This window comes from Paramicrobacterium humi (genome assembly GCF_900105715.1).
GTDB classification, from domain to species: domain Bacteria; phylum Actinomycetota; class Actinomycetes; order Actinomycetales; family Microbacteriaceae; genus Paramicrobacterium; species Paramicrobacterium humi.
In genome coordinates this window covers 2,714,863-2,736,813 of the sequence record NZ_FNRY01000001.1, presented here as the reverse complement: position 1 = coordinate 2,736,813, position 21,951 = coordinate 2,714,863, and the positions used below count along the sequence as shown (strand labels likewise).

19 protein-coding genes and 2 tRNA genes are annotated in these 21,951 nt (G+C 67.9%); 8 read left to right on the top strand and 13 right to left on the bottom strand.

The features are described from left to right. Positions 1-164: 164 nt before the first annotated feature. On the bottom strand, positions 165-644 hold the full coding sequence (locus BLV49_RS13575; protein WP_176980850.1) for a DUF1648 domain-containing protein: 480 nt from the start codon (positions 642-644) through the stop codon (positions 165-167). Then, the gene (locus BLV49_RS13570; protein WP_245723663.1) at positions 641-1,228 is read right to left on the bottom strand and encodes a TetR family transcriptional regulator; all 588 of its coding nucleotides are present in this window, start codon (positions 1,226-1,228) and stop codon (positions 641-643) included. Before BLV49_RS13570 ends, BLV49_RS13575 begins: the two co-directional genes overlap by 4 nt. A gap of 112 nt (positions 1,229-1,340) precedes the next feature. On the opposite strand from BLV49_RS13570, the gene BLV49_RS13565 reads away from it, so the two are divergent. From BLV49_RS13565 to BLV49_RS13550, 4 genes are read left to right on the top strand one after another with little or no spacing between them, the layout of a single operon-like run. Beyond that, on the top strand, positions 1,341-2,984 hold the full coding sequence (locus BLV49_RS13565; protein ID WP_091185516.1) for an ABC transporter substrate-binding protein: 1,644 nt from the start codon (positions 1,341-1,343) through the stop codon (positions 2,982-2,984). Beyond that, the gene (locus tag BLV49_RS13560) at positions 2,981-3,946 is read left to right on the top strand and encodes an ABC transporter permease (RefSeq protein WP_245723662.1); all 966 of its coding nucleotides are present in this window, start codon (positions 2,981-2,983) and stop codon (positions 3,944-3,946) included. The genes BLV49_RS13565 and BLV49_RS13560 overlap by 4 nt, the downstream gene beginning before the upstream one ends. Beyond that, positions 3,943-4,788: an ABC transporter permease gene (locus BLV49_RS13555; protein WP_091185513.1), complete on the top strand. Its 846-nt coding sequence runs from the start codon at positions 3,943-3,945 to the stop codon at positions 4,786-4,788. The genes BLV49_RS13560 and BLV49_RS13555 overlap by 4 nt, the downstream gene beginning before the upstream one ends. Next, positions 4,785-6,371, top strand: coding sequence for a dipeptide ABC transporter ATP-binding protein (locus BLV49_RS13550; RefSeq protein WP_245723661.1), 1,587 nt, complete (start codon positions 4,785-4,787; stop codon positions 6,369-6,371). The genes BLV49_RS13555 and BLV49_RS13550 overlap by 4 nt, the downstream gene beginning before the upstream one ends. Position 6,372: 1 nt before the next feature. On the opposite strand, the gene BLV49_RS13545 is transcribed toward BLV49_RS13550, so the two are convergent. Next, positions 6,373-8,472, bottom strand: coding sequence for an acyltransferase family protein (locus tag BLV49_RS13545; protein ID WP_176980849.1), 2,100 nt, complete (start codon positions 8,470-8,472; stop codon positions 6,373-6,375). A gap of 187 nt (positions 8,473-8,659) precedes the next feature. On the opposite strand from BLV49_RS13545, the gene valS reads away from it, so the two are divergent. Then, on the top strand, positions 8,660-11,239 hold the full coding sequence (valS, locus tag BLV49_RS13540; RefSeq protein ID WP_091185505.1) for a valine--tRNA ligase: 2,580 nt from the start codon (positions 8,660-8,662) through the stop codon (positions 11,237-11,239). 8 nt (positions 11,240-11,247) lie between these two features. Next, positions 11,248-11,511 carry a hypothetical protein gene (locus BLV49_RS13535; protein WP_091185501.1) on the top strand — a complete coding sequence of 88 codons (264 nt, stop codon included), beginning with the start codon at positions 11,248-11,250 and terminating at the stop codon, positions 11,509-11,511. Here BLV49_RS13535 and BLV49_RS13530 read toward each other — a convergent pair. The 4 genes from BLV49_RS13530 to BLV49_RS13515 all read right to left on the bottom strand — a co-directional run bounded on the left by BLV49_RS13530 (position 11,505) and on the right by BLV49_RS13515 (position 14,457). After that, positions 11,505-12,740, bottom strand: coding sequence for an MFS transporter (locus BLV49_RS13530; protein WP_091185497.1), 1,236 nt, complete (start codon positions 12,738-12,740; stop codon positions 11,505-11,507). The two genes, BLV49_RS13535 and BLV49_RS13530, sit on opposite strands and share 7 nt — an antisense overlap. Then, the gene (locus BLV49_RS13525) at positions 12,737-12,949 is read right to left on the bottom strand and encodes a hypothetical protein (RefSeq protein ID WP_091185494.1); all 213 of its coding nucleotides are present in this window, start codon (positions 12,947-12,949) and stop codon (positions 12,737-12,739) included. Before BLV49_RS13525 ends, BLV49_RS13530 begins: the two co-directional genes overlap by 4 nt. A 1-nt stretch (position 12,950) precedes the next feature. Continuing rightward, a complete protein-coding gene (locus BLV49_RS13520; RefSeq protein WP_091185490.1) occupies positions 12,951-13,568 on the bottom strand; it encodes a winged helix-turn-helix domain-containing protein in 618 nt (205 codons plus the stop codon). 82 nt (positions 13,569-13,650) lie between these two features. Then, complete coding sequence (locus BLV49_RS13515; RefSeq protein WP_091185486.1) at positions 13,651-14,457, bottom strand: class I SAM-dependent methyltransferase; 807 nt, start codon at positions 14,455-14,457, stop codon at positions 13,651-13,653. A 64-nt stretch (positions 14,458-14,521) separates the two neighbouring features. On the opposite strand from BLV49_RS13515, the gene BLV49_RS13510 reads away from it, so the two are divergent. Beyond that, positions 14,522-16,558: a M3 family metallopeptidase gene (locus BLV49_RS13510; RefSeq protein ID WP_091185483.1), complete on the top strand. Its 2,037-nt coding sequence runs from the start codon at positions 14,522-14,524 to the stop codon at positions 16,556-16,558. A 61-nt stretch (positions 16,559-16,619) separates the two neighbouring features. Here the strand turns inward: BLV49_RS13510 and clpX are convergent, their stop codons facing one another. The 5 genes from clpX to BLV49_RS13485 form a co-directional block, all read right to left on the bottom strand. Then, a complete protein-coding gene (clpX, locus tag BLV49_RS13505; RefSeq protein ID WP_091185478.1) occupies positions 16,620-17,897 on the bottom strand; it encodes an ATP-dependent Clp protease ATP-binding subunit ClpX in 1,278 nt (425 codons plus the stop codon). Positions 17,898-18,039: 142 nt separating this feature from the next. Continuing rightward, complete coding sequence (locus tag BLV49_RS13500; protein ID WP_091185474.1) at positions 18,040-18,705, bottom strand: ATP-dependent Clp protease proteolytic subunit; 666 nt, start codon at positions 18,703-18,705, stop codon at positions 18,040-18,042. 19 nt (positions 18,706-18,724) lie between these two features. Next, the gene (locus BLV49_RS13495; protein WP_091187359.1) at positions 18,725-19,318 is read right to left on the bottom strand and encodes an ATP-dependent Clp protease proteolytic subunit; all 594 of its coding nucleotides are present in this window, start codon (positions 19,316-19,318) and stop codon (positions 18,725-18,727) included. 159 nt (positions 19,319-19,477) lie between these two features. Next, positions 19,478-20,842: a trigger factor gene (gene tig, locus BLV49_RS13490; protein WP_143034062.1), complete on the bottom strand. Its 1,365-nt coding sequence runs from the start codon at positions 20,840-20,842 to the stop codon at positions 19,478-19,480. Positions 20,843-20,893: 51 nt separating this feature from the next. Next, a tRNA-Pro gene (locus BLV49_RS13485) sits at positions 20,894-20,970 on the bottom strand. A 174-nt stretch (positions 20,971-21,144) separates the two neighbouring features. Between BLV49_RS13485 and BLV49_RS13480 the strand changes: the two genes are divergently transcribed. Beyond that, positions 21,145-21,215, top strand: a tRNA-Gly gene (locus BLV49_RS13480). A gap of 188 nt (positions 21,216-21,403) precedes the next feature. On the opposite strand, the gene BLV49_RS13475 is transcribed toward BLV49_RS13480, so the two are convergent. Then, positions 21,404-21,934 carry a gamma carbonic anhydrase family protein gene (locus BLV49_RS13475; protein WP_091187355.1) on the bottom strand — a complete coding sequence of 177 codons (531 nt, stop codon included), beginning with the start codon at positions 21,932-21,934 and terminating at the stop codon, positions 21,404-21,406. Positions 21,935-21,951: the final 17 nt, after the last annotated feature.

The window sequence follows — 21,951 nt, the reverse complement described above, 5'->3', positions numbered from 1 at the left end:
TACCACCTCACTTGCCCGCCGGGACGGGCCTCTCGTTCTTTGGCTGTGACGGGCCAGACCCGTTCGGTTCTACTGGGCACGGATGCCGTTCTTCCGAAGACTCCCCGGTGATGCCGGATCGCTGTCGCTGCCCCAAGTCTACCCGCCGCGCGACGCTGCTGCGGTCACGCCCGTTCGGGCTTGAGCGCGAACCAGGCGACGACGGCGAGCACGACGCCTACGGCTGCGCCGACGAGCATCCAGATTCCGCCGCCCGGCGCGAGTCGCGCGTCGGCAAGTCCGCGCTGGTCGCCGAGACTGCCCGCGACTCCGATCGTGATGAGCGCCGAGAGGAACGGCGCCGTGCTCAAGAGCACTCGCCGGTTGGTCTCCGGCGACAGGCTGCCCCCTCGGGTTCCCGCGAACAGCAGGATGATCAGCATCAGAACCGCATAGCCGACGACGCAGATCACGGGAAGGAGGACCATGCCCCAGGCTGAACCGAATCCGTCGGGGGCGTCACCGCTGCCCCAGTGCACGGCGACGGGATCCGGCAGCTCCGGCAGCCAGCTGACCATGATGATCGCGCCGACGAGGGCGATCAGGCAGGGGATGATGATCCCGACGAGCACTTCACGCGCGTTCACAGGTTCACGAACTCTCATGATGCGGCCCCGAAGCCTTCGCACACGGGGTGCACGGCGACGCGCACGTACTTCTCGAGCGGTTCCCGGGAGACGCCGGATGCCGCCCATCGCGCGGCGGCCGCTGCGGCCGCCGCCGTGACGGCCGCAGCAGCGGCCTTCGCGCGGAGCGGATCCGCGTGCCTCTCACGCTCGGTGATGAACGCCTCGAGCGTGCCGCTCACGGCGAGAAACCGCGTCAGCCCCGAGCCCTTGAGCACGTCGAGGGTCCCCATGAGCTCGAACTGCGTGAGCGCCCACGGGACACGTCCGCTCGGGTGGTCGGCCGCCACGTGCACGAGCGCCTCCTCCACTCCCTCCATTACCGGGTCATGACGGGGAATCCCGGTCAGGATGCCGCGGAGCGCCCCGATCGTCTCGTCGAAGTCGACCCAGAGCACGTCGCTCTTCGCGGAGAAGTAGTTGAAGAACGTGTTTCGGCTGACGCCGGCGCGCGTTGCGATGTCGTCGACCGTCGTGCCGTCGTACGTCTGCTCGAGGAAGAGCTCGGCCGCCGCTTCCTCAAGCGTGCGACGCGACGATCGCCTCGGCCTTCCCGCGCTCACCCTGCTCACCTTCGGTTCGCTCCCCTCGCCCGCCTCGCGTGTATCTTGCCATAAGGTAATTACTGCACTGCATACAATAACTGTGCTCCTCGCTGTGAAAGGCCCTATCCCCATGCCTCACCCTGCACGCTTCGTGCTCCCCGTCGCCATCGTCACCACCGCTCTCCTCGGACTCAGCGCCTGCAGCTCGGGTGGCGCCGACTCCGCGACGACCGAGGCGGTCACGGGCGGCACGCTCGTCTACGCCTCCGGCGACGCGGAGCCCGATTGCCTCGACCCGCACGTGGGAGGCAACTACCCTCAGGCCCTCGCGGGCAGCCAGGTGATCGAGTCCCTCGTCTCCCGCGACTCCGAAGGCACGATGATTCCCTGGCTGGCAACCGACTGGACCGTGTCGGCCGACGGCCTCACGTGGGACTTCACGCTCCGCGATGACGTGTCGTTCACCGACGGCACCCCCTTCGACGCGGCAGCGGTTAAGACGAACATCGAGCATCTGCAGGATCCGGAGACGGCGTCCTCGACCGGCTACCTCGCCGTGCAGAAGATCGCGGGAATCGACGTCGTCGACGCCGAGCACGTGCGTTTCACCCTCTCAGCACCCGACAGCGCTCTGCTCGAATCCCTGTCGCAGAGCTGGGTAGGCATGGAGTCGCCGGACGGCATCGCCCGCGGAATGGACGAGAACTGCAAAGCTCCCATCGGCACGGGACCGTTCATCGTCGCCGATTGGGTCGCTCAGGACCACATCACGTTCGAGCGCAACGATGACTACAACTCCCCGCCTGCCGACGCCGTAAACGACGGCCCCGTCGCGTTCGATCGGATCGAATGGCGATTCATCCCCGACTCGGCCTCCCGATATGCGGCGCTGCAGAGCGGCGACGTCGACATGATCGACAACGTGCAGCCGGATGTGCTCGCCGCCGCGCAGAAATCGAAGACGTTCACGGTGCTCGACGCACCCCGCACGGGCGCCTCGAACCGCATCGAGCTGAACGCCGGCAAGTCGCCCTTCAACGACGAACGAGTCCGCGAGGCCTTCGCTCGAGGCATCGACATCGACGCGGGAATCCAGTCGTTGTTCTTCGGGACCGTGGAGCGTTCGACCTCGCCACTCTCAAGCGCCGAGCCGGCGGCCTACAGCGAGCCCGACCTGTTCACGGTGGACACGAAGGCCGCGAACGCCTTGCTCGATGAGGCCGGATGGGACGCTCGGGACGCCGACGGCTATCGCACGAAGGACGGGGCGCGCCTCACCCTCGCGTTCCCGGTGAGCACGGCGCAATCGATCCCCGCGGAGCAGTCGCTCTTCGATCAGATCGCCGCGGGAGCCAAGGACCTCGGCATGCAGGTGAAGATCGAGCTCATGGACCTCTCCAGCTGGTACGCCGCGCTCGGCTCGAACGACTACGACCTCGTGAGCGCGCCGTACACGAAGGTCGGGCCCGACGTGCTCCGGATCCTCTACCACTCGTCCGGCATCACTCCGGCGCCGAGCGGCTACTTCGCGAACCACGCTCAAGTGTCGCTTCCCGCGCTCGACGCCCTTCTCGATCAGGCGTCCGCCTCGCAGGATGCCGCGGAGCGGACCACGCTGTACGAGCGCGCGCAGAAGCTCGTCCTCGACGGGTACTACATCGTGCCGCTGTACGACCAGCTGAACACCTTCCTCATCAACCCGAAGGTAGCGGGCGTGCGCGCCATGCCGACCCTGTCGACGCCGACATTCGTCGACGCGCACTTCACGAAGTGACCGTTCGCACGAATGCCACGCCCTCGCCTCGCGCGTGGCGATGGCTCATCGTGCGCCTTCTCGGAGCCGTCGCCGTGCTCTGGGCCGTCGCGACGGTCGTGTTCTTCGCGATGCGGCTCATTCCCGGCGACCCGGCGGAGGCGATACTGGGCGGGCCCGGTTCGCAAGCGTCCGCCGAGGCTCTCGCCGCCGTGCGTGCCGAGTACGGACTCGACCGGCCGCTGCTCCTGCAGTACCTGGGGCAGCTCGGCAGGCTCGCAACCGGCGATCTCGGGACCTCCTACTCGCTCAAGGCGCCGGTCGGCTCCATCATCGCGGGCCAGCTGGGAAATACGCTCGTTCTCGCGGTGCTCTCGCTCGCGCTCGCATGGCTCATCGCGCTCGCGCTGTCCCTGTACTCGACGCGCGGCGGTCGCGTTCCTGCCGCCGTCGGGAACGCGATCGAGCTGACCGCCGCCGCCCTGCCGCACTTCTGGCTCGCCGCGATCCTCATCGCGACGTTCAGCACGGGCCTCGGCTGGCTCCCGCCCGTGTCGACGGCGGAGCCGGCCAGCCTCATTCTGCCGGTCGTGACTCTCGCCGTGCCGACGGCAGGCTTTCTCACGCAGGTCATGCGCGACTCGCTGCTCGACGCGCTCGACGCGCCGTTCGCGCTGAGCGCCCGAGCGCGGGGATCGAGCGAACTGCGCGTGCGCCTCGTACACGCGATCCGGCACGCCGCTGTTCCCGGAGTGAATCTCACGGCGTGGGCGTTCGGGTACCTCGTGAGCGGAGCCGTCGTCGTCGAGACGATCTTCGCGCGCCCGGGCCTCGGCCGCAGCCTGCTGCGCGCCGTCACCGCCAGGGACGTCCCCATGGTCACCGGCGTCGTTCTCGTGACGGCGCTCGCGTACGTCGTCATCACTGTCGCCGCCGATGCCGCGACCCGGGTGATCGACCCGAGGACGGCGGGCGCCGCATGACCGACATCGAGCTGCGCACCTCCCGTCACGTCCTGACGGCGCGCGTTCCCGTCGGCGCTCTCGTCGCCGGCGTCGTCGCAGCGTTCCTGATCGCGTGCGCCGTCGCGCCGGCGGCGATCGCCCCCTACGACCCGCTCGCCGTGCAGCCGGCCGATGCGTTCAAGGCGCCGAGCGCCGACCACTGGTTCGGCACGGACGAGTCGGGCCGCGACATCTTCAGCCGAGCGGTGTTCGGGGCCCGTGCCTCACTCCTGATCGGCGTCGCCTCCACGGCGATCGGTCTCGTCCTCGGCGGAGCGCTCGGCCTCGTCGGCGGACTGGCCGGTCGCTTCGCCCACCTGGCGACCGGCCGGCTCATCGAAGTGCTGTTCGCGTTCCCCGGACTGCTTCTCGCTCTTCTCGTGATCGTGATCGTGGGACCCGGGCCGGTATCCGTCACGATAGCGGTCGGGCTCTCCACGGCGCCCGGGTACGCTCGCATCGTCCAGGGACGAGTGCTCGCGATCCGCGCCTCCGGCTATGTCGAGGCGGCTCGAGTGCTCGGCCACTCTGCAGCGCGCATCGTGTGGCGCACCATCGTCCCCAATACCGCGGCGCCCCTCGTCGTGCTCGCGACGCTCGGCATCGGGCAGGCCGTCGTGTGGGCGGCGTCTCTCAGCTACCTCGGTCTCGGAACGCAGCCGCCGTCTCCCGAGTGGGGCGCCATGCTCAACGCCGGCCGGACGTACATGCAGACCGCTGCGTGGATGACGATCATGCCCGGCCTGTTGATCCTCGCGACGACGATCTCGTTCACAGTGCTCGGCCGACGCCTGGCGAAATCGACGGGAGGCGCGGTGTGACCCGGCTGCTGAACGTCGAGAGCCTCCGCGTCCGCTTCGGCGCGCGGCACGTGCTGAACGGCGTCTCGTTTCACGTCGACGCCGGAGAATGCGTCGCGATCGTCGGCGAATCTGGGTCGGGAAAGAGCGTCGCGATGCGCAGCCTCCTCGGCTTGAGCGGCGGGACGGTGGCTGCCGACGCGATGAGCCTCGGCGACATCGACCTGCGGGCTCTAGATGCGCGCGGCTGGCGGAAGGTGCGCGGTGGCCGCATCGGACTGGTGCTGCAGGACGCGCTCGCCTCCCTCGACCCGCTGCGACCCGTCAGCCGGGAGATCGAGGAGGCGCTCGCGCTGCACACCTCGCTCACGGCTCTTGAGCGCCGGACGCGGGTTCGCGACCTGCTTGAACTCGTCGGGATGCCGGAGCCGGACAGCCGCGCCCGGCAGCGGCCGGGCGAGCTCTCCGGCGGGCTGCGGCAGCGTGCGCTGATCGCTTCCGCTATCGCCGCGGACCCGGAGCTGCTGATCGCGGATGAGCCGACGACCGCGCTCGACGTCAGCACGCAAGCGCGGATCCTCGCGCTGCTTGGCCGCTTGCGCGACGAGGGCACAGGAATCCTTCTCGTCAGCCATGATCTCTCCGTCGTCAGCGAGATCGCGGATCGCGTGATCGTGCTGGATGCCGGCCGCGTCGTCGAAACCGGGCAGACGGCGGACGTGTACGCGAGCCCGGCGAGCCCCGTGACTCGCGCTCTGCTCGCCGCCGTGCCCGGGCCCGTGCCGCGGGGCCGCTCGCTCATGGCGCCGGCTCAGCCCGCTGCTGACTCGGCGGCGCCCGGCCCCGTCGTGGTGACGGCGGAATCCGTCACCGTGAGCTTTCCGCGGCGCGGCGCCGAGCCGATCCACGCGGTGAGGGACGCCTCGCTCGAGCTCCGAAGAGGGATGACCGTCGGTCTCGTGGGCGAATCCGGCTCGGGCAAGTCGACGCTCGCTCGAGTGATCCTCGCCTTGCAAGCGCCCACGTCGGGGAACGTGCTGCTGGCCGGCGCACCGTGGTCGGCCGTGCCAGAGCGGCGACGCCGCGAGAGCCGGCGCCGCCTCTCCCTCGTGCAGCAGGACACCACGAGCTCATTCGATCCGCGATGGAGCGTGCAGCGCACCATCGCCGACGCGCTGCCCGGCGGCATCCGTTCGACTGAACGTCGGCGCAGGGTGCACGAACTGCTCGCTGACGTGCAGCTCGAGGCGGACGTGGCGGAGCGGATGCCGTCCGAGCTGTCCGGCGGGCAACGGCAGCGTGTCGCGATCGCCCGGGCGCTCGCCGCCGAGCCCGAGATCCTCGTGCTCGACGAGCCCGTCTCGGCGCTCGATGTGACGGTGCAAGCTCGCATTCTCGACCTGTTCGACCGGCTGCAACGCGAGCACGCGCTCGGGTATCTGCTGATCAGCCATGACCTCGGCGTCATCCGGCACATGAGCGACGAAGTGCTCGTGATGCGCGACGGCGCGATCGTGGAACGCGGCGACACCGAGAGCGTGCTCGCCGCTCCCGGCCACGACTACACGCGCGCGCTGCTGGCCGACACGCCCGGCCTGACCTGACTCACGCGGCGACGGTGTCGCCGACGACCTCGGCCATCTTCGTTCCGATCGGCTTCGCGAGAGTGGACGAGTACACCCAGCTCACGTGATGCGTGTCGCGGAACGCCAGCACTCCCCCGATGACCGGCGGGCATTCGCCATCGACGATGAAGTAGTCGCTCATGTCGATGAGGGACACGCGCGGGTCCGCGTCCGACTCGGCAGCATCCGCAAGCGGGTCGTCGCCGAAGGCCTTGTCCACGGGTACCGCGCAGTTCTGGGCGGCGTCGGCTCCGCTCACGGTCACGCAGTTCAGCACGCCCTTGTCCATGCGCGGTGTGTCGCGAATGGCGACGATGTTCTCGATCGTCGACGGCAGTTGCTCCCACCGCTCCTTGTACGCCTCTGTCGCGGTCTGCTGCCAGGTCTCGCCTGCCGCGGCCTTGACGGGGTTGGCCGACTTCGCCGATGTGACGAGCGTGTCGATCTCGGGATGCTCGTCGATGTAGCGCAGGGCCTCCGTGTTCCACGTGCGGCACGTGTCGACGAGCGCCGCCATCTCGGCATCGGACTTGCTCGGCTCGTCCCGGTCCACGCCGATGAACGGGCAGGAAGCCTTCGTGATGACGAGAACGCGCCAGTCGTGCTTCTCGGCGGTGAGCGACATCGCGCTGAGCCACTGCTCCGCATGCGAGTCGCCGACGAGGGCGATCGTGCGCGTCGCATCCTCTTCGGCGACGCCGTACGGGCACACCTTGAGCTGCGAGTCCCGCGTGTTCGTGATGCAGCGCTCGGGTGACTTGTCGACGAGAGCAGGGTCGGGAATCGCGACCGTGTTCGATTCCGGATCGCAGCCCGAGCCGGACTCGAGGGCGGCCGCGCCGAGGCATGGCTCGCCGCTCGCGACGATCTTCTTGAGCTCGTGCTGCTGCTGCGCGACCTGCTGATCCGCCACGCCGACGCCGGCGAACGTCACGGCGACGACAGCCGCCATCGCGGCGGCCGTCGCGGCGAACGTGAGACGAGGGCGCCAGTGCGCCGTCATTCCGGTGCGGATGGGATCCTCGACCCACTCCTTGGACCCCCAGGCGAGAAGAAGCGTCGCAGCGACGATGCAGAGCATGTCGAGGGGGGTCAGTTCGCGGCGCAGCACGAAGGGCACGAGCACGATGAGCGGGAAATGCCACAAGTAGACGCTGTAGGAGACGTCACCGAGCCACTGCATGGGACGGGTCGCCAGGAGCCCTCGTGGCGACCAGGCGGGCTCGGGGTCGTGCGCGACGATGACCGCGACCGTCGCGAGAACCGGCAGAAGTGCCGTGAAACCTGGGAAGGGCGTGCCGCCCGTGTACAGAACAGCGGCGACGGCGATGCCCGCGAGCCCCGCCCATGCCAGGCCGGCACGCAGCCCGGGCGGCAGAGCGGCGAACCAGCCGGGGCGCGCAGCGGCGACGAGAGCGACGAGGCCCCCGGCGGCGAATTCCCAGGCCCGCGTCGTCGTGACGAAGTAGGCGGCGGCCGGATCCACGGCCGTGTGCCAGATCGACCAGGCGAGCGATCCGACGAGAATGGCGCCCATGATGGCCGCGACGACGCGACGCGGAGTGCCGCGCCGGCTGCGCGCGGCGAGCCAGAGCGCAAGGACCATGAGCAGGGGCCACACAATGTAGAACTGCTCCTCGGTCGACAGGGACCAGTAGTGCTGCACGGGCGAGACCTGCGCTTCGGCGGCCATGTAGTCCACCGCCTGGTCGGCCAGCGCCCAGTTCTGCACGTACACCGCCGACGCGGCGACTTGAGCGAGGAAGCCCGGCACGAATCCCGTCGGCGCGAGCACCCACACCGCGACGACCGTCACCACGAGCACGAGAAGGGCCGCGGGGAGCAGGCGGCGCGCACGACGCGCCCAGAATCGTGGCAGGTTCACCCGACCGGACGACGCCATCTCGCGCAGCAGGTGCGCCGTGATGAGGAAGCCCGAGATGACGAAGAAGACGTCGACTCCGACGTAGCCGCCGGGAAGCACGGCGGGCGCCAGGTGGAAGACCACCACGAGGCTCACTGCGATGGCGCGCAGCCCCTGAATATCCGTCCGCACTTCGGTCGTGCGTCCGCTCGTCACTTGAGACACAGTGGATCACCAGCCATTCGTCGTTACCCCCACTTTAGGGGGCACGCTCTCCGCGCGCTCCCACTTGACATTCAGGGAGGATGCGGTCTCGCACGTCAACGCCGGGACGTTAAGATGGAGTGACCTCATTCAGGCACGGTCACACGGTGCCGCCCATATCGATATCGAAAGTAGCTCCATGACGACGAACGTTCCCGACAAGCCGGCCCTCGAAGGACTCGAAGGAAAGTGGGGCTCCGTCTGGGAAGCCGACGGGACCTATCGGTTCGATCGGGCCGCCGCGAGTGAGGGCGGACGCCCGTGCGTGTACTCCATCGACACCCCGCCGCCGACGGCATCCGGCTCCCTCCACATCGGGCACGTCTTCAGCTACACGCACACCGACGTCGTCGCGCGCTTCCACCGCATGCGGGGCAAGAACGTGTTCTACCCGATGGGCTGGGACGACAACGGCCTGCCGACCGAGCGCCGGGTGCAGAACTACTTCGGAGTGCGCTGCGATCCCTCGCTGCCGTATGACCCCGATTTCGTTCCGCCGCACGAAGGCGGCGACGGCAAGAGCATCAAGGCGGCCGACCAGCAGCCGATCTCCCGGCCGAACTTCATCGAGCTGTGCGAGCGGCTCACGATCGAGGACGAGAAGCAGTTCGAGGCGCTCTGGCGCGACCTCGGGCTCTCGGTGGACTGGACGCAGAGCTACCGCACGATCGGACGCGAATCGCTGAAGACGAGCCAGCACGCGTTCCTCAACAGCCTCGCCCGCGGCGAGGCCTACCAGGCGATGGCGCCGACGCTGTGGGACATCACGTTCCGCACGGCGGTCGCACAGGCCGAGCTCGAGGACAAGGAACAGCCGGGCGCCTATCACCGCATCAGCTTCCACAAGCCCGACGGCGGCACGATCGAGATCGAGACGACGCGTCCCGAGCTGCTCCCCGCGTGTGTCGCGCTCGTGGCGCACCCGGACGACGAGCGCTACCAGCCGTACTTCGGCACGACCGTGACGACGCCCGTGTTCGGCGTCGAGGTCCCCGTGCTCGCGCACCACCTCGCGCAGATGGACAAGGGCGCCGGCATCGCCATGATCTGCACCTTCGGCGATGTCACCGACGTCGTGTGGTGGCGGGAACTCGACCTCCCCAACCGCACAATCATCGGCTTCGACGGTCGCATCATCGCCGAGCCGCCGGCGGCCATCACGTCCGCGCAGGGCACGGAGGCGTACGAACAGCTCGCCGGCAAGACCGTCTTCAGCGCGAAGAAGGCGATGGTCGAGCTGCTGGCCGCCTCGGGCGACCTGATCGGCGAGCCGAAGTCGATAACGCACCCGGTGAAGTTCTTCGAGAAGGGCGACAAGCCGCTCGAGATCGTCTCCACTCGCCAGTGGTACATCACGAACGGCGCCCGCGACGAGAAGCTGCGCGACCGCATGCTCGAGCTCGGCCGTGAGCTCCAGTGGCACCCCGACTTCATGCGCGTGCGGTACGAGAACTGGGTCGGCGGCCTGAGCGGCGACTGGCTCGTCTCCCGGCAGCGGTTCTTCGGCGTGCCGATCCCGCTGTGGTATCCGCTCGACGCCGACGGCAACCCGGTCCACGACTCCCCCATCGCGCCCGCCATCGATGCGCTTCCCGTCGACCCGTCCAGCGACACGGCGCCCGGCTACGACGAGAGCCAGCGCGGCGTTCCCGGCGGCTTCGTCGGCGAAGTCGACGTCATGGACACGTGGGCGACGTCGTCGCTCACGCCGCAGATCGCGGGCGGCTGGGAGCGCGACCCGGAGCTCTTCTCCCTCGTGCACCCGTACGACGTGCGCCCGCAGGGTCAGGACATCATCCGCACCTGGCTGTTCTCGACAATGCTGCGCTCGGTTCTCGAAGACGACCAGAAGCCGTGGAAGCACACGACGATCTCCGGGTTCATCGTCGACCCTGACCGCAAGAAGATGTCGAAGTCCAAGGGCAACGTCGTCACCCCCGCCGACATGCTCGAGAAGCACGGCTCCGACGCCGTGCGCTACTGGGCGGCCTCCTCGCGGCTCGGCACCGACGCGGCCTTCGACCCGCAGAATCCGACGCAGATCAAGATCGGGCGGCGCCTCGCGATCAAGATCCTCAACGCGTCCAAGTTCATTCTCGGGTTCGAGGGAACGGATGCCGCCACGGTGACCGAGCCGCTCGACCTCAGCATGCTCGCGACCCTGCGTGACGTCGTCGCCGAGGCGACCGCGGCGTTCGAGGTGTACGATCACGCTCGCGCGCTGGAAGCGACCGAGACGTTCTTCTGGACGTTCTGCGACGACTACCTCGAGCTGGTGAAGGAGCGCGCGTACGATGCGGACAGCGCCGGCCGCGGTTCGGCCGTCGCGGCGCTGCGGAGCGCGCTGAGCGTTCTGCTTCGCCTGTTCGCCCCGTTCGTCCCGTTCGCCGCCGAAGAGGCGTGGTCGTGGTGGAACGAAGGCTCGGTGCACGCGAGCAGCTGGCCGAGCGTCGAGGACCTGGATGCCGCTGGCGAAGCGCGCCTTCTCGAGCTCAGCAGCGCGGCCCTGACCGGCATCCGCCGGGCGAAGACCGACGCGAAGGCGTCGCAGAAGACGCCGCTCGCCCACGCGCTCGTCGTCGGGCCCGCGGAGCAGGTCGAGTTGCTGCGGCAAGCGGCATCCGATCTGAAGGCCGTCGGCAGAATCGCGAACCTCGAGTTCGGCGAAGGCGAGGAGCTCGCCGTCGTGAACATCGAGCTCGGCGAGACGGACGCCTAGGAGGAGCCATGCAGCTCGGCACACGCTGGCCTGTCGGTGGGCAGCCGCCGCGGAATCTTCCCGAGGTCGTCGTCGACGCTGTCCGCGGCGTGGAGGAGGAGCTCGTCGCCGATGAGGTGTCCACGGCCGGCTGGGCGTGGACCCTCACCTGGCTTGAAGGACTGCCCATCGTCGAACTCGACGACGGCACCCTCGTCACGTACGACGCGCAGCGGGACACCGCGACCGTCCGCCAGAGCGGCGACGAGGACACCGACGACGACGATTACTGATCCACGACCCGCGCGGGCGTGGCGAGAAGCAGGCGGGCAGCGACGAGCGTCGAGAGAATCACGAGCGCGCCGCCGATGATCGTCGGGAGCGTCAGGCCGGCCCGGCCGAGCCAGCCGCCGGCCAGCGTGCCGAGCGGGAACGCGCCCCACGTGATCGTGCGGATCGCGCCCACGGCTCGCCCGAGCATGTGACCGGGCACGAGCTCCTGCCTCACGGCGCCCCACGGCACGTTCCAGAGGGCGACGCCGAATCCCGCTATCGCGAAGAACGCGACGCTCGAGAACACTTCGGGGGCCGCGCCCGCCCCGATGAGCCCGATGCCGTCGAGCACCGAGCCCGCGATGAGGGCACGGCCGCGGCCGAAGCGGGACACGATCCCTTCCGCACTCAGCGAGCCGAGAACGGCGCCGACGGACACGCCGGCGTAGACGAATCCGATCGCCGCTTCGGGTGTGCGGAAGTGCTCGATGTACAGCAGCACGATGACCGCCTGGCCGAGTGAATTGAAGAACCCGGTCACGCAGTTGACGGCGACGAGGCCGCGCAAGTAGCGGTGGCGCCGGATGAACTGCAGCGCGTCGACGAGTTCTCGGCGCACGGAACCGGCTCGGGCCTCAGCGCCCGGTTCGGCGAGCGGTCGGCCGACGGCGCGCGGCAGCAGCAGGATGAGGCCGGCTGCCGCGGCGAAGCCGGCGAGTGTTGACCACACCGGAAGCGAGATCGCCACGCCGAAGAGCAGTCCGCTCACGGGCGAGGCGATGAAGCCGTCGACGACCGTCTGCGTGGCGTTGAGCCGCCCGTTCGCGCGCTCGAGCTGGGAGCGTTTGACGGTGTCGGGCATAAGGGCGAGGGCGGCCGTGTCATATACCGTCTCTCCCATTCCGAACACGAGCACGACGCCGTAGAGCAGCCAGATCGAGAGTGTGTCCGTCGTGATGCTGAGGGCGAGTACGAGCGCCATGACGACGCGCAGGCCGTTCGCGATGGCCATCGCCTTCCGGCGATCGACGCGGTCAACGAGCACGCCGGCCGGCATGCCGAACAGCAGCCATGGCACGAAGGCGATGGCCCCGATGCCGGCGATCAGCACAGGGTCGCGCGTGAGCGTCGTGGCGATGAGCGGCACCGCCGTGCGGCCGAGGCCGTCGGCGAGATTGCTCACCAGGCTGGACTGCCACAGCAGCGCGAAGGGCCGGCCGAGACCCTCTCGGCGGGAGGCCAGCGTCATCGCGGAAGCAGCCCCTGCCGGTGGAGCGCGGCGAGGTCCCGCCCGCGCTCAGCGGCGCCCTCGCGAGCGATGTCGCACGCGGTGGGAGTTCGCTCCGCTCGGCGCATCCCCCAGGAGACGAGTGCGCTGCCGAGGCGGACGATCAGCAAGTCGACGCCCGCCGGGCGGTGTGAGCGGCGATAGTGAAGTGTGGGTGTCAGGGTGCTCATTTCAGCTCCCGAGTTCGGGGAGGGGGAACGACGTCAAGTGCATCATGACGGGTCGCTCGCCCTCGGTGTGGGTGTCGCGGAAGCGCTCGACGAACTCGTCGACGAGTGCGTGGTAACGCTCGTTGAACTCCCGAAGCTGCTCGGAGGTGAGCGTGAGGTTGGTCGTCGAGTAGACGCTTGCCAGGCGCCAATCGCGATCGGTCGTGACGATGTCCCGCGTGAAGTAGCGGGTGATCTCCTGCTGCCGCAGGACGTTGTACTCCGCGAGGATAGCCATCGACGATTCCTCCGCGGCGGGTGAGGGATCGCCCAGCTCGTCCGGGCCGAGCGTCACGCCACCGGGAACGCGCTCCCACCAGCGCTCCCTCGCGTTGCCCCGCCCGGCCACCTCGCGGATGAGCTCGTGCTTCGCGAGCTGGCGCAAGTGGTAGCTCGTCGCGCCGGAGGACTCGCCGAGATGCTCGGCGAGGCTCGACGCCGTCTGCGGCCCGTACTGCGACAGGATGTCGAAGATGCGCACTCGAAGCGGGTGCGACATCGCCTTGAGGGCCGAGACATCGAGGTATCGGTCAGTGCGAACCGGAGGACGAGGAGCCTCCCCCTCAGCAGGAGCGGTCATGGGACCACTCTACGATCGCAAAGCTTCCTTTGCAAGTGTTTGTTTGCAATGCTTTCTTTGCGGATCTGTCATCCGTCAGCGACTACTTGCGCGCGAGGATCTCCCCGTGCGGCATCGCGAACCAGCCCCGTTCGTCCTGCACCCAGTCCTCCCAGGCGCGCGAGATCTCGCGCAGGTCCTCGAGCGTGGCGACGCCACTCTCGATGGCCTGCGTGGCGAAGCTCGACTCGAGAGCCCGCACTGACCATGCACTCCCCCACCAGTCGCGATCCTCGGCGTCGGAGAAGCACCAGATGGATGCCGTCGACGCGACGTCCGCGAAGCCGGCCTCGAACGCGAGCGTCTTGAGACGCCGGCCGGCGTTCGGGTCGCCGCCGTTCGTGCGCGCCACGGCTTGATAGGTGTCCATCCACTTCTGCAGCCCAGGCAGGAGCGGGAACCAGCTGGATGCGATGTAGATCACGTCGCGCGCAGCGACGATGCCGCCGGGCTTCACGACGCGGCGCATCTCACGCAGCACGGCGACCGGGTCGGCGACGTGCTGGAGAACCTGATGCGCGTGAACGATGTCGAAGGTGTCGTCTTCGGCGTCGATCGCGTAGGCGGAGCCGGTGCGAAAGGACACGTTGCGGCGTCCGAGCGAGTCGGCGAGCCCCGTCGCCTGAGTCTCCATCGTCGGCTCCATGTCGATGCCGACGACGTTGCCCGGCGCCACGCGCGCCGCGATGTCCACGGTGATGGTGCCGGGGCCGCTGCCGACGTCGAGCACATTCAGTCCCGGCTTCAAGTGCGGCGCAAGGTACGCGGCCGAATTGTCGACGGTTCGCCAGCTGTGGGTGCGCAGAACGCTTTCGTGGTGACCGTGCATGTATCGCTCGTTTACCTGCATGGTCTCGAGCCTAAGGGCTTCGCCGGTCCTGCCGTCCGATGTGACGAAGTCATAGGCTGGGGCAATGGATTCGACACCCTTTGACACGCCAAGCACGCTGCCGTATCGCCTGCCGCCGTTCGCCGAGATCACGGACGAGCACTACCGCCCCGCGTTTCTCGCCGGCATGCGGGAGCACGAGTCCGAGGTCGCCGCGATCCGGGACGATCCCGAGCCGGCGACGTTCCAGAACACGATCGCCGCCCTCGAACGCGCCGGTCGTCTCCTGCATCGCGTGGCTCTCGTCTTCTACAACAAGAGCTCGTCCGACAGCTCCGAGGCGACGAACGCGCTCGAAGAGGAGCTCGCCCCGATGCTCGCGGCGCACGAGGATGCGATCCGGCTCGACGCGAAGCTCTTCCACCGCATCACCGCGGTGTGGGAGATTCGCGACGACGCGGGCCTCGATGACGAAGCGAAGTACCTCGTCGAGCGCTATCACACGGAGTTCACGCTCGCCGGCGCCGGCCTTGGGGATGACGACAAGAGCCGCCTGCGCGACCTCAACGCGCGACTGTCGACGCTGACGACCCGTTTCGAGAAGAACCTGCTCGCCGACACCAACGACCTTGCGCTCACGATCGACGACGTCGCCGACCTCGAGGGGCTCTCCGAGGGGGAGGTCGCCGCGGCGCGCGAGGCCGCACGCATGCGCGGGCTGACCGAGGGATTCGTGCTCTCGCTCGTGCTTCCCACGAGCCAGCCGCTGCTGAAGAGCCTTGCCCGCCCCGAGGTCAGGGAGCGCCTCATGGCCGCATCCCGAATTCGCGGCTCGCGCCCGGGCGACACCGACAATCGCGCTCTCGTTCTCGAGATCGCGCGCTTGCGCGCCGAACGCGCCCGGCTGCTCGGCTTCGACAGCCACGCGGCCGCCGTGCTGGCCGACCAGACGGCGAAGACCCCGGATGCCGTCTCATCGATGCTCTCTCGGCTCTCGGCGCCCGCGACGCGCAACGCCGCGGCGGAGCAGTCCGTCCTCGAGGACGCTGCGCGCGCGGACGGCGTCTCCTTCTCCGCCGCGGACTGGCCGTACTACGAAGAGCGGCAGCGGGCGAAGCAGTTCAGCGTCGACACAGCGGCGATGAAGCCGTACTTCGAAGCGGATCGGGTTCTGCGCGACGGCGTATTCTTCGCCGCGACGCGGCTGTACGGCATCCGATTCACCGAGCGTCCTGATCTGGTCGCATACCACCCTGACGCTCGCGTGTTCGAGGTCACGGAGGACGACGGATCCCCCGTCGGGCTGTACATCCTCGACCTGTACACGCGTGATTCGAAACGCGGCGGCGCCTGGATGAATCCCCTCGTCGAGCAGAACGCCCTCTTCGACGATCCCGCCGTGGTCGTGAACAACCTCAACGTGCCCAAGCCGCCCGCCGGCTCCCCCACCCTGCTGAGCTACGACGAAGTGAACACGCTCTTCCACGAGTTCGGCCATGCCCTGCATGGACTGCTCGCCCGGGTCACATACCCGAAGTTCTCGGGAACGAACGTGTTCCGGGACTTCGTCGAGTTCCCGAGCCAGGTCAACGAGATGTGGATGCTGTGGCCCGAGGTTCTCGACAACTACGCCGTCCACTACGAGACCGGCGAACGGATGCCGCAAGAGCTCGTCGACGCGCTCAACGCGTCGACCGGATACGCCGAGGGCTTCGCGACGAGCGAGTACCTCGCGGCCGCGACTCTCGATCAGGCGTGGCACCGCATCGGCGCCGACGACGAGGTGGGCGACGTCGCGGGGTTCGAGCGAGACGCCCTCGCGGCGGCGGGCCTTAACCTGCCGGCGGTGCCGCCGCGCTATTCGAGCACGTACTTCGCCCACGTCTTCTCCGGCGGCTACGATGCGGGCTACTACTCCTACATCTGGAGCGAAGTGCTCGACGCTGACACCGTGGAGTGGTTCCACGAGAACGGCGGGCTCACGCGTGAGAACGGCGATCGTTTTCGCTCGCGACTGCTCGGCGTCGGCGGAAGCACCGACCCGCTCGCGGCGTACCGCGGCTTCCGCGGTCGCGACGCCGCTATCGAGCCGCTGCTGAAGCGCCGCAATCTCGACTCCTGACAGCGAACGACGCCGCCCGCGCCCCGCAGGGGAACGGGCGGCGTCGTTCGCTCGCGGCGGCCTAGGCTGACTTCTCCTGGCGCCGGTCGGAGTGGCGCACGATCGTCGGAGCGACTCCGTCGACGACGGCCTCGCGCGTGACGATCACCCGTGCTACCTCGTCGGTGGAGGGCACCTCGAACATGATCGGACCGAGAACGTCTTCCATGATCGCGCGGAGCCCCCGGGCACCGGTCTTTCGCTCGACGGCGAGGTCGGCGATGGCCTCGAGCGCATCGCGCTCGAACTCGAGCTCGACGTCGTCGATCTCGAACATGCGCTGGTACTGGCGTACGAGAGCGTTGCGCGGCTCCGTGAGGATGTCGATGAGCGCGTGCTGGTCGAGCGGCGTGACGGTCGTGAGAACCGGCAGGCGGCCGATGAACTCGGGAATCAGACCGAACTTGTGCAGGTCCTCGGGAAGGACTTCGCTGAACAGGTTGATGTCGTCGCCCTTGGAGTGCAGCGGCGCACCGAAGCCGATGCCGCGCTTTCCGGCGCGCGCCGACACGATCTCCTCGAGTCCCGCGAACGCTCCCGCGACGATGAACAGCACGTTCGTCGTGTCGATCTGGATGAACTCCTGGTGCGGGTGCTTGCGCCCGCCCTGCGGCGGAACCGAGGCGACGGTTCCCTCGAGAATCTTGAGGAGCGCCTGCTGGACGCCCTCTCCCGAGACGTCTCGGGTGATCGAGGGGTTCTCCGCCTTGCGCGCGATCTTGTCGATCTCGTCGATGTAGATGATGCCCGTCTCTGCACGCTTGACGTCGTAGTCGGCGGCCTGGAGCAGCTTGAGCAGAATGTTCTCGACGTCTTCGCCGACGTACCCGGCCTCGGTCAGCGCGGTCGCGTCCGCCACGGCGAACGGAACATTGAGGCGCTTCGCGAGCGTCTGCGCGAGGTAGGTTTTGCCGCAGCCGGTCGGTCCGACGAGCAGGATGTTGCTCTTCGCGATCTCGACGTCGTCCTGCCGGTTCTCCGCGCTCGTGAGCGCTGACCGCGCGCGCACGCGCTTGTAGTGGTTGTACACCGCCACGCTCAGCGCCCGCTTGGCCGGCTCCTGACCGATCACGTACTCCTCGAGGAAGTCGAAGATCTCCTTCGGCTTGGGCAGATCGAAATCGCCCGTCGTGCCTTCGCCCGCCTCCGCGAGGCGCTCCTCGATGATCTCGTTGCAGAGCTCGACGCACTCATCACAGATGTACACGCCGGGTCCGGCGATCAGCTGCTGAACCTGCTTCTGGCTCTTTCCGCAGAACGAACACTTGAGCAGGTCGGCACTCTCACCGATTCGAGCCATGGCGGGGCTCCTTCCCCCTGGTGCATTGCATGTATTGAGCCTAACCCGTAGCTCCGACATCACGTGCGAACCGTTCGCGAGTGTGTCGAATTGCGTGAGGGCGGCAGGACCGAATGATCCTGCCGCCCTCTCGACAAGCGCGCTACTTGACGAGCGCGGGAGCGTTCTTGCGGCTCGTCAGGACCTGGTCGATGAGACCGTACTCGAGCGCTTCCTGCGCCGAGAGGATCTTGTCGCGGTCGATGTCCTTGTGCACTTCCTCGACCGAGTGCTTCGAGTGCTGCGAGAGCGTCTCCTCGAGCCACGTGCGCATGCGCATGATCTCGGCCGCCTGGATCTCGATGTCCGACGCCTGTCCCTGGCCGGCCTGGCCGACGGCGGGCTGGTGGATCAGAATGCGCGCGTTCGGCAGTGCGAGCCGCTTGCCCGGGGTGCCGGCCGCGGTGATCACGGCGGCGGCCGACGCCGCCTGGCCGAGAACGACGGTCTGGATGTGCGGACGAATGTACTGCATCGTGTCGTAGATCGCCGTCATGGCCGTGAACGAGCCGCCAGGCGAGTTGATGTACATCACGATGTCGCGGTCGGGGTCCATGCTCTCGAGCACGAGCAGCTGAGCCATGATGTCGTCCGCCGACGCGTCGTCGACCTGGACGCCGAGGAAGATGATGCGGTCCTCGAAGAGCTTCGCATACGGGTCCTGCCGCTTGTATCCGTACGCCGTGCGCTCTTCGAAGCTCGGCAGGATGTAGCGAGAGTTCGGCATCTGCAGGGAACGTCCTGCCGCTTCAAAAGTGGGAGTCTGCATTGTTGTCGTCCTCTTCTGCCTACTTCGATTCCTTGTCGGTTCCGCCGCCGCCCGCGACGTCGGTCGCCGACTCGCGAATGTGGTCGACGAAGCCGTACTCGAGCGCCTCCTGCGCGGTGAACCAGCGGTCGCGGTCTCCGTCGAGGTTGATCTGCTCGACCGACTTGCCCGTCTGCGCCGCCGTGATCTCGGCGAGTCGGCGCTTCATGTCGAGGATGAGCTGCGCCTGCGTCTGGATGTCGCTCGCGGTTCCGCCGAAGCCGCCGTGGGGCTGGTGCAGCAGAACGCGCGCGTTCGGCGTGATGTACCGCTTGCCCTTCGTCCCGCTCGTGAGCAGCAGCTGACCCATGGAGGCGGCCATGCCGATGCCGACGGTGACGATGTCGTTCGGCACGAACTGCATCGTGTCGTAGATCGCCATGCCGGCCGTGATCGAGCCGCCGGGCGAGTTGATGTACAGGTAGATGTCGCGCTTGGAGTCCTCCGCCGCGAGCAGGAGGATCTTCGCGCAGATCTCGTTCGCGTTCTCGTCGCGCACCTCTGAGCCCAACCAGATGATTCGGTCCCTCAGAAGCTGGTCAAAAACACTCTGGGCCACAAGGGGCTCTGCCATGTCGCGCTCCATTCCGTTATCGCTACCCTACGAATCTAGTGGAGGCCGCACGTCCGAAAGACCGTGTTCGCCGTGGGCAGATCACGCCCGCCGTGCGCGGCCGGAAGACAAGAGACCGGATGCCGAGCGGCATCCGGTCTCTTCGCGTGTCTGGGAGGACTACTTGGCGTCCTTCGCCTCAGCCTCGTCCTGCGCGTCCGTCTCGGGTGCGGCCTCGGACTCGGCAGGCGCCTCGTCCTCGGGCTCATCCTCGCTCGGGATGAATCCGGTGAGGTCGACCTTCTCGCCGTTGGTGTCCACGACGTCGGCCTTGCCGAGCACGACCGCGATCGCCTTGTTGCGCGCGACCTCGCCGACCATCTGCGGAATCTGGCCGTTCTCGTCGAGAACCTTGATGAACTCGCCGGGCTCCATGCCGTACTGCGCGGCGCCCTGGATCAGGTACTGCGTGAGCTCTTCCTGGGCGACCTGCACGTTCTCCTTCTCGACGATGGCGTCGAGGAGCAGCTGCGTGCGGAACGTCTTCTCGCTCGACTCGGCGACCTCGGCGCGGTGCTCGTCGTCTTCGAGACGGCCCTCGCTCTCGAGGTGACGGTGCACCTCGGCCTCGATGAGGTTCTCCGACACGGGGATGTCGGCCTTCTCGATGAGCATGTCGATGAGCTTGGTGCGCGCCTCGGAGCCCTGCCCGAACGCCTTCTGGCTCTTGACCTGCTCGACGAGGCTCTCACGGAGCTCGCCGATCGTGTCGAACTCGCTGGCGATCTGAGCGAAGTCGTCGTTCGCCTCGGGCAGCTCGCGCTCCTTGACGGCGGTGACCGTGACGGCGATCTCCGCGTCCTCGCCCTGGTGCTCGCCGCCGAGCAGCGGAGCCGAGAAGGTCGTGCTCTCGCCCGCGGTCAGCGACTCGACAGCTTCGTCGATGCCCTCGATGAGCTCGCCCGATCCGACTTCGTAGGACACGCCGCTCGCGTTGTCGACCTCTTCGTCGCCGATCGTGGCGATGAGGTCGATCTGCACGAAGTCGCCCTTCTTGGCGGGACGATCGACAGAGACGAGCGTGCCGAAGCGCGTGCGGAGGTCGTCAAGCGCCTTGTCGATGTCCTCGTCGGTGACCTCTGCCGGATCGACCTCGACGGTGAGACCCTCGTAGGCGGGAATCTCGAAGTCGGGGCGAACGTCGACCTCGATGGCGACCACGAGGTCGCCCGAGAAGTCCTTGTCGCTCGGCCACTCCGTGATGTCGGCCTCCGGGCGGCCGAGGGTGTGCAGCTCGTTCTCGGCGACGGCCTGACGGTAGAAGCCGTCGAGTCCTTCGTTCACGGCGTGCTCGATGACCGCGCCCTTGCCGACTCGCTGGTCGATAATCGCCGGCGGCACCTTGCCCTTGCGGAATCCCGGCACCGCGATCTGCTCGGCGATGTGCCCGTAGGCGTGGGTGATGCTCGGCTTGAGCTCCTCGGGGGTAACCGAGATGATGAGCTTCACCCGCGTCGGGTTGAGCTTTTCGACCGTGGTCTTCACGATGATGCGTTCTCCTGTGATTTGGATTCTTTCCTCGAATGAGGACGTACGTGGTCGGGGCGACAGGATTCGAACCTGCGACCTCCCGCTCCCAAAGCGGGCGCTCTACCAAGCTGAGCTACGCCCCGGCGCAAACGAACCGGAAGTGGACTTTCACCAAGGCATGTGCAGGCGAATTGACCTCAAGCATCCTACTCTACAGGGGTAACCCGACCGGCATGCGCTCGCGGCTCAGCCACCGCGCCGTGCACGCGCGAGCCCGAAACGTGTACTACGATGTTCCAGTGCCTGTTGCGCGCAACGGGGATGTAGCTCAATGGTAGAGCCTCAGTCTTCCAAACTGATGGTGCGGGTTCGATTCCCGTCATCCCCTCGATGAAACTGCCTCGCCTCGAACAGATCTGGTCCGTCGCGGGCGTTGTGCTCTTCGTCGTCGCCGGCGTTTTTCTGGCCATCGGTCGTTTCGGCCCCGGAACACTGCTCATGGCTGCGTGTGCCGTATGCCTTGGTTCCGCGATGGCGGCCCGTCGTCGACGCGGCAGGAACCGATCCTGAAAGCGGTCAGCGACCCGCGTGGAGGTCCGCGTTGCCGACGTAGTGCGCGGCGTTGGCGCGGATCGAGGCCACTTCGTCATCGCTGAGCGAGCGGCGCACCTTCGCGGGAACGCCCGCCACGAGCGACCGAGGCGGAACTTCCATGCCGCCGAGCACGACGGCGCCCCCTGCGATGAGGCACTCGTCACCGATCACGGCGCCGCTCAGCACGACCGCGCCCATGCCGACGAGAACCGTGTCGCCGATCGTGCAGCCGTGCACGACGGCGTTGTGCCCGACAGACACGTCGCTGCCGATCACGACGGGCGAGCCCGCATCCACATGCACGGCCACACCGTCCTGAATGTTGCTGCGCGCGCCGAGCGTGATCGAATCCGAGTCTCCGCGAAGCACCGCGTTATACCAGACGCTCGACTGCTCGGCGAGGGTCACCGCGCCGATGATGCGTGCACCGGATGCCACGAACGAGCTCTCGTGGAGGTCGGGGGCCGCCCGGTCAGGGAGCGAGATGACAGAGGAGGAGTCGGCGACAGTCATGCCCACACCCTAGTCCC

What these genes read in the sequence shown, in the direction of transcription:
- BLV49_RS13565 (WP_091185516.1), top strand. Translation starts at nt 1,341, where the DNA reads ATGCCTCACCCTGCACGCTTCGTGCTCCCCGTCGCCATCGTCACCACC.
- valS (WP_091185505.1), top strand. Translation starts at nt 8,660, where the DNA reads ATGACGACGAACGTTCCCGACAAGCCGGCCCTCGAAGGACTCGAAGGA.
- BLV49_RS13520 (WP_091185490.1), bottom strand. Translation starts at nt 13,568, where the DNA reads ATGACCGCTCCTGCTGAGGGGGAGGCTCCTCGTCCTCCGGTTCGCACT.
- BLV49_RS13510 (WP_091185483.1), top strand. Translation starts at nt 14,522, where the DNA reads ATGGATTCGACACCCTTTGACACGCCAAGCACGCTGCCGTATCGCCTG.
- BLV49_RS13495 (WP_091187359.1), bottom strand. Translation starts at nt 19,318, where the DNA reads ATGGCAGAGCCCCTTGTGGCCCAGAGTGTTTTTGACCAGCTTCTGAGG.
- BLV49_RS13530 (WP_091185497.1), bottom strand. Translation starts at nt 12,740, where the DNA reads ATGACGCTGGCCTCCCGCCGAGAGGGTCTCGGCCGGCCCTTCGCGCTG.
- BLV49_RS13515 (WP_091185486.1), bottom strand. Translation starts at nt 14,457, where the DNA reads ATGCAGGTAAACGAGCGATACATGCACGGTCACCACGAAAGCGTTCTG.
- BLV49_RS13500 (WP_091185474.1), bottom strand. Translation starts at nt 18,705, where the DNA reads ATGCAGACTCCCACTTTTGAAGCGGCAGGACGTTCCCTGCAGATGCCG.
- BLV49_RS13525 (WP_091185494.1), bottom strand. Translation starts at nt 12,949, where the DNA reads ATGAGCACCCTGACACCCACACTTCACTATCGCCGCTCACACCGCCCG.
- BLV49_RS13475 (WP_091187355.1), bottom strand. Translation starts at nt 21,934, where the DNA reads ATGACTGTCGCCGACTCCTCCTCTGTCATCTCGCTCCCTGACCGGGCG.
- clpX (WP_091185478.1), bottom strand. Translation starts at nt 17,897, where the DNA reads ATGGCTCGAATCGGTGAGAGTGCCGACCTGCTCAAGTGTTCGTTCTGC.
- BLV49_RS13535 (WP_091185501.1), top strand. Translation starts at nt 11,248, where the DNA reads ATGCAGCTCGGCACACGCTGGCCTGTCGGTGGGCAGCCGCCGCGGAAT.
- BLV49_RS13575 (WP_176980850.1), bottom strand. Translation starts at nt 644, where the DNA reads ATGAGAGTTCGTGAACCTGTGAACGCGCGTGAAGTGCTCGTCGGGATC.
- BLV49_RS13555 (WP_091185513.1), top strand. Translation starts at nt 3,943, where the DNA reads ATGACCGACATCGAGCTGCGCACCTCCCGTCACGTCCTGACGGCGCGC.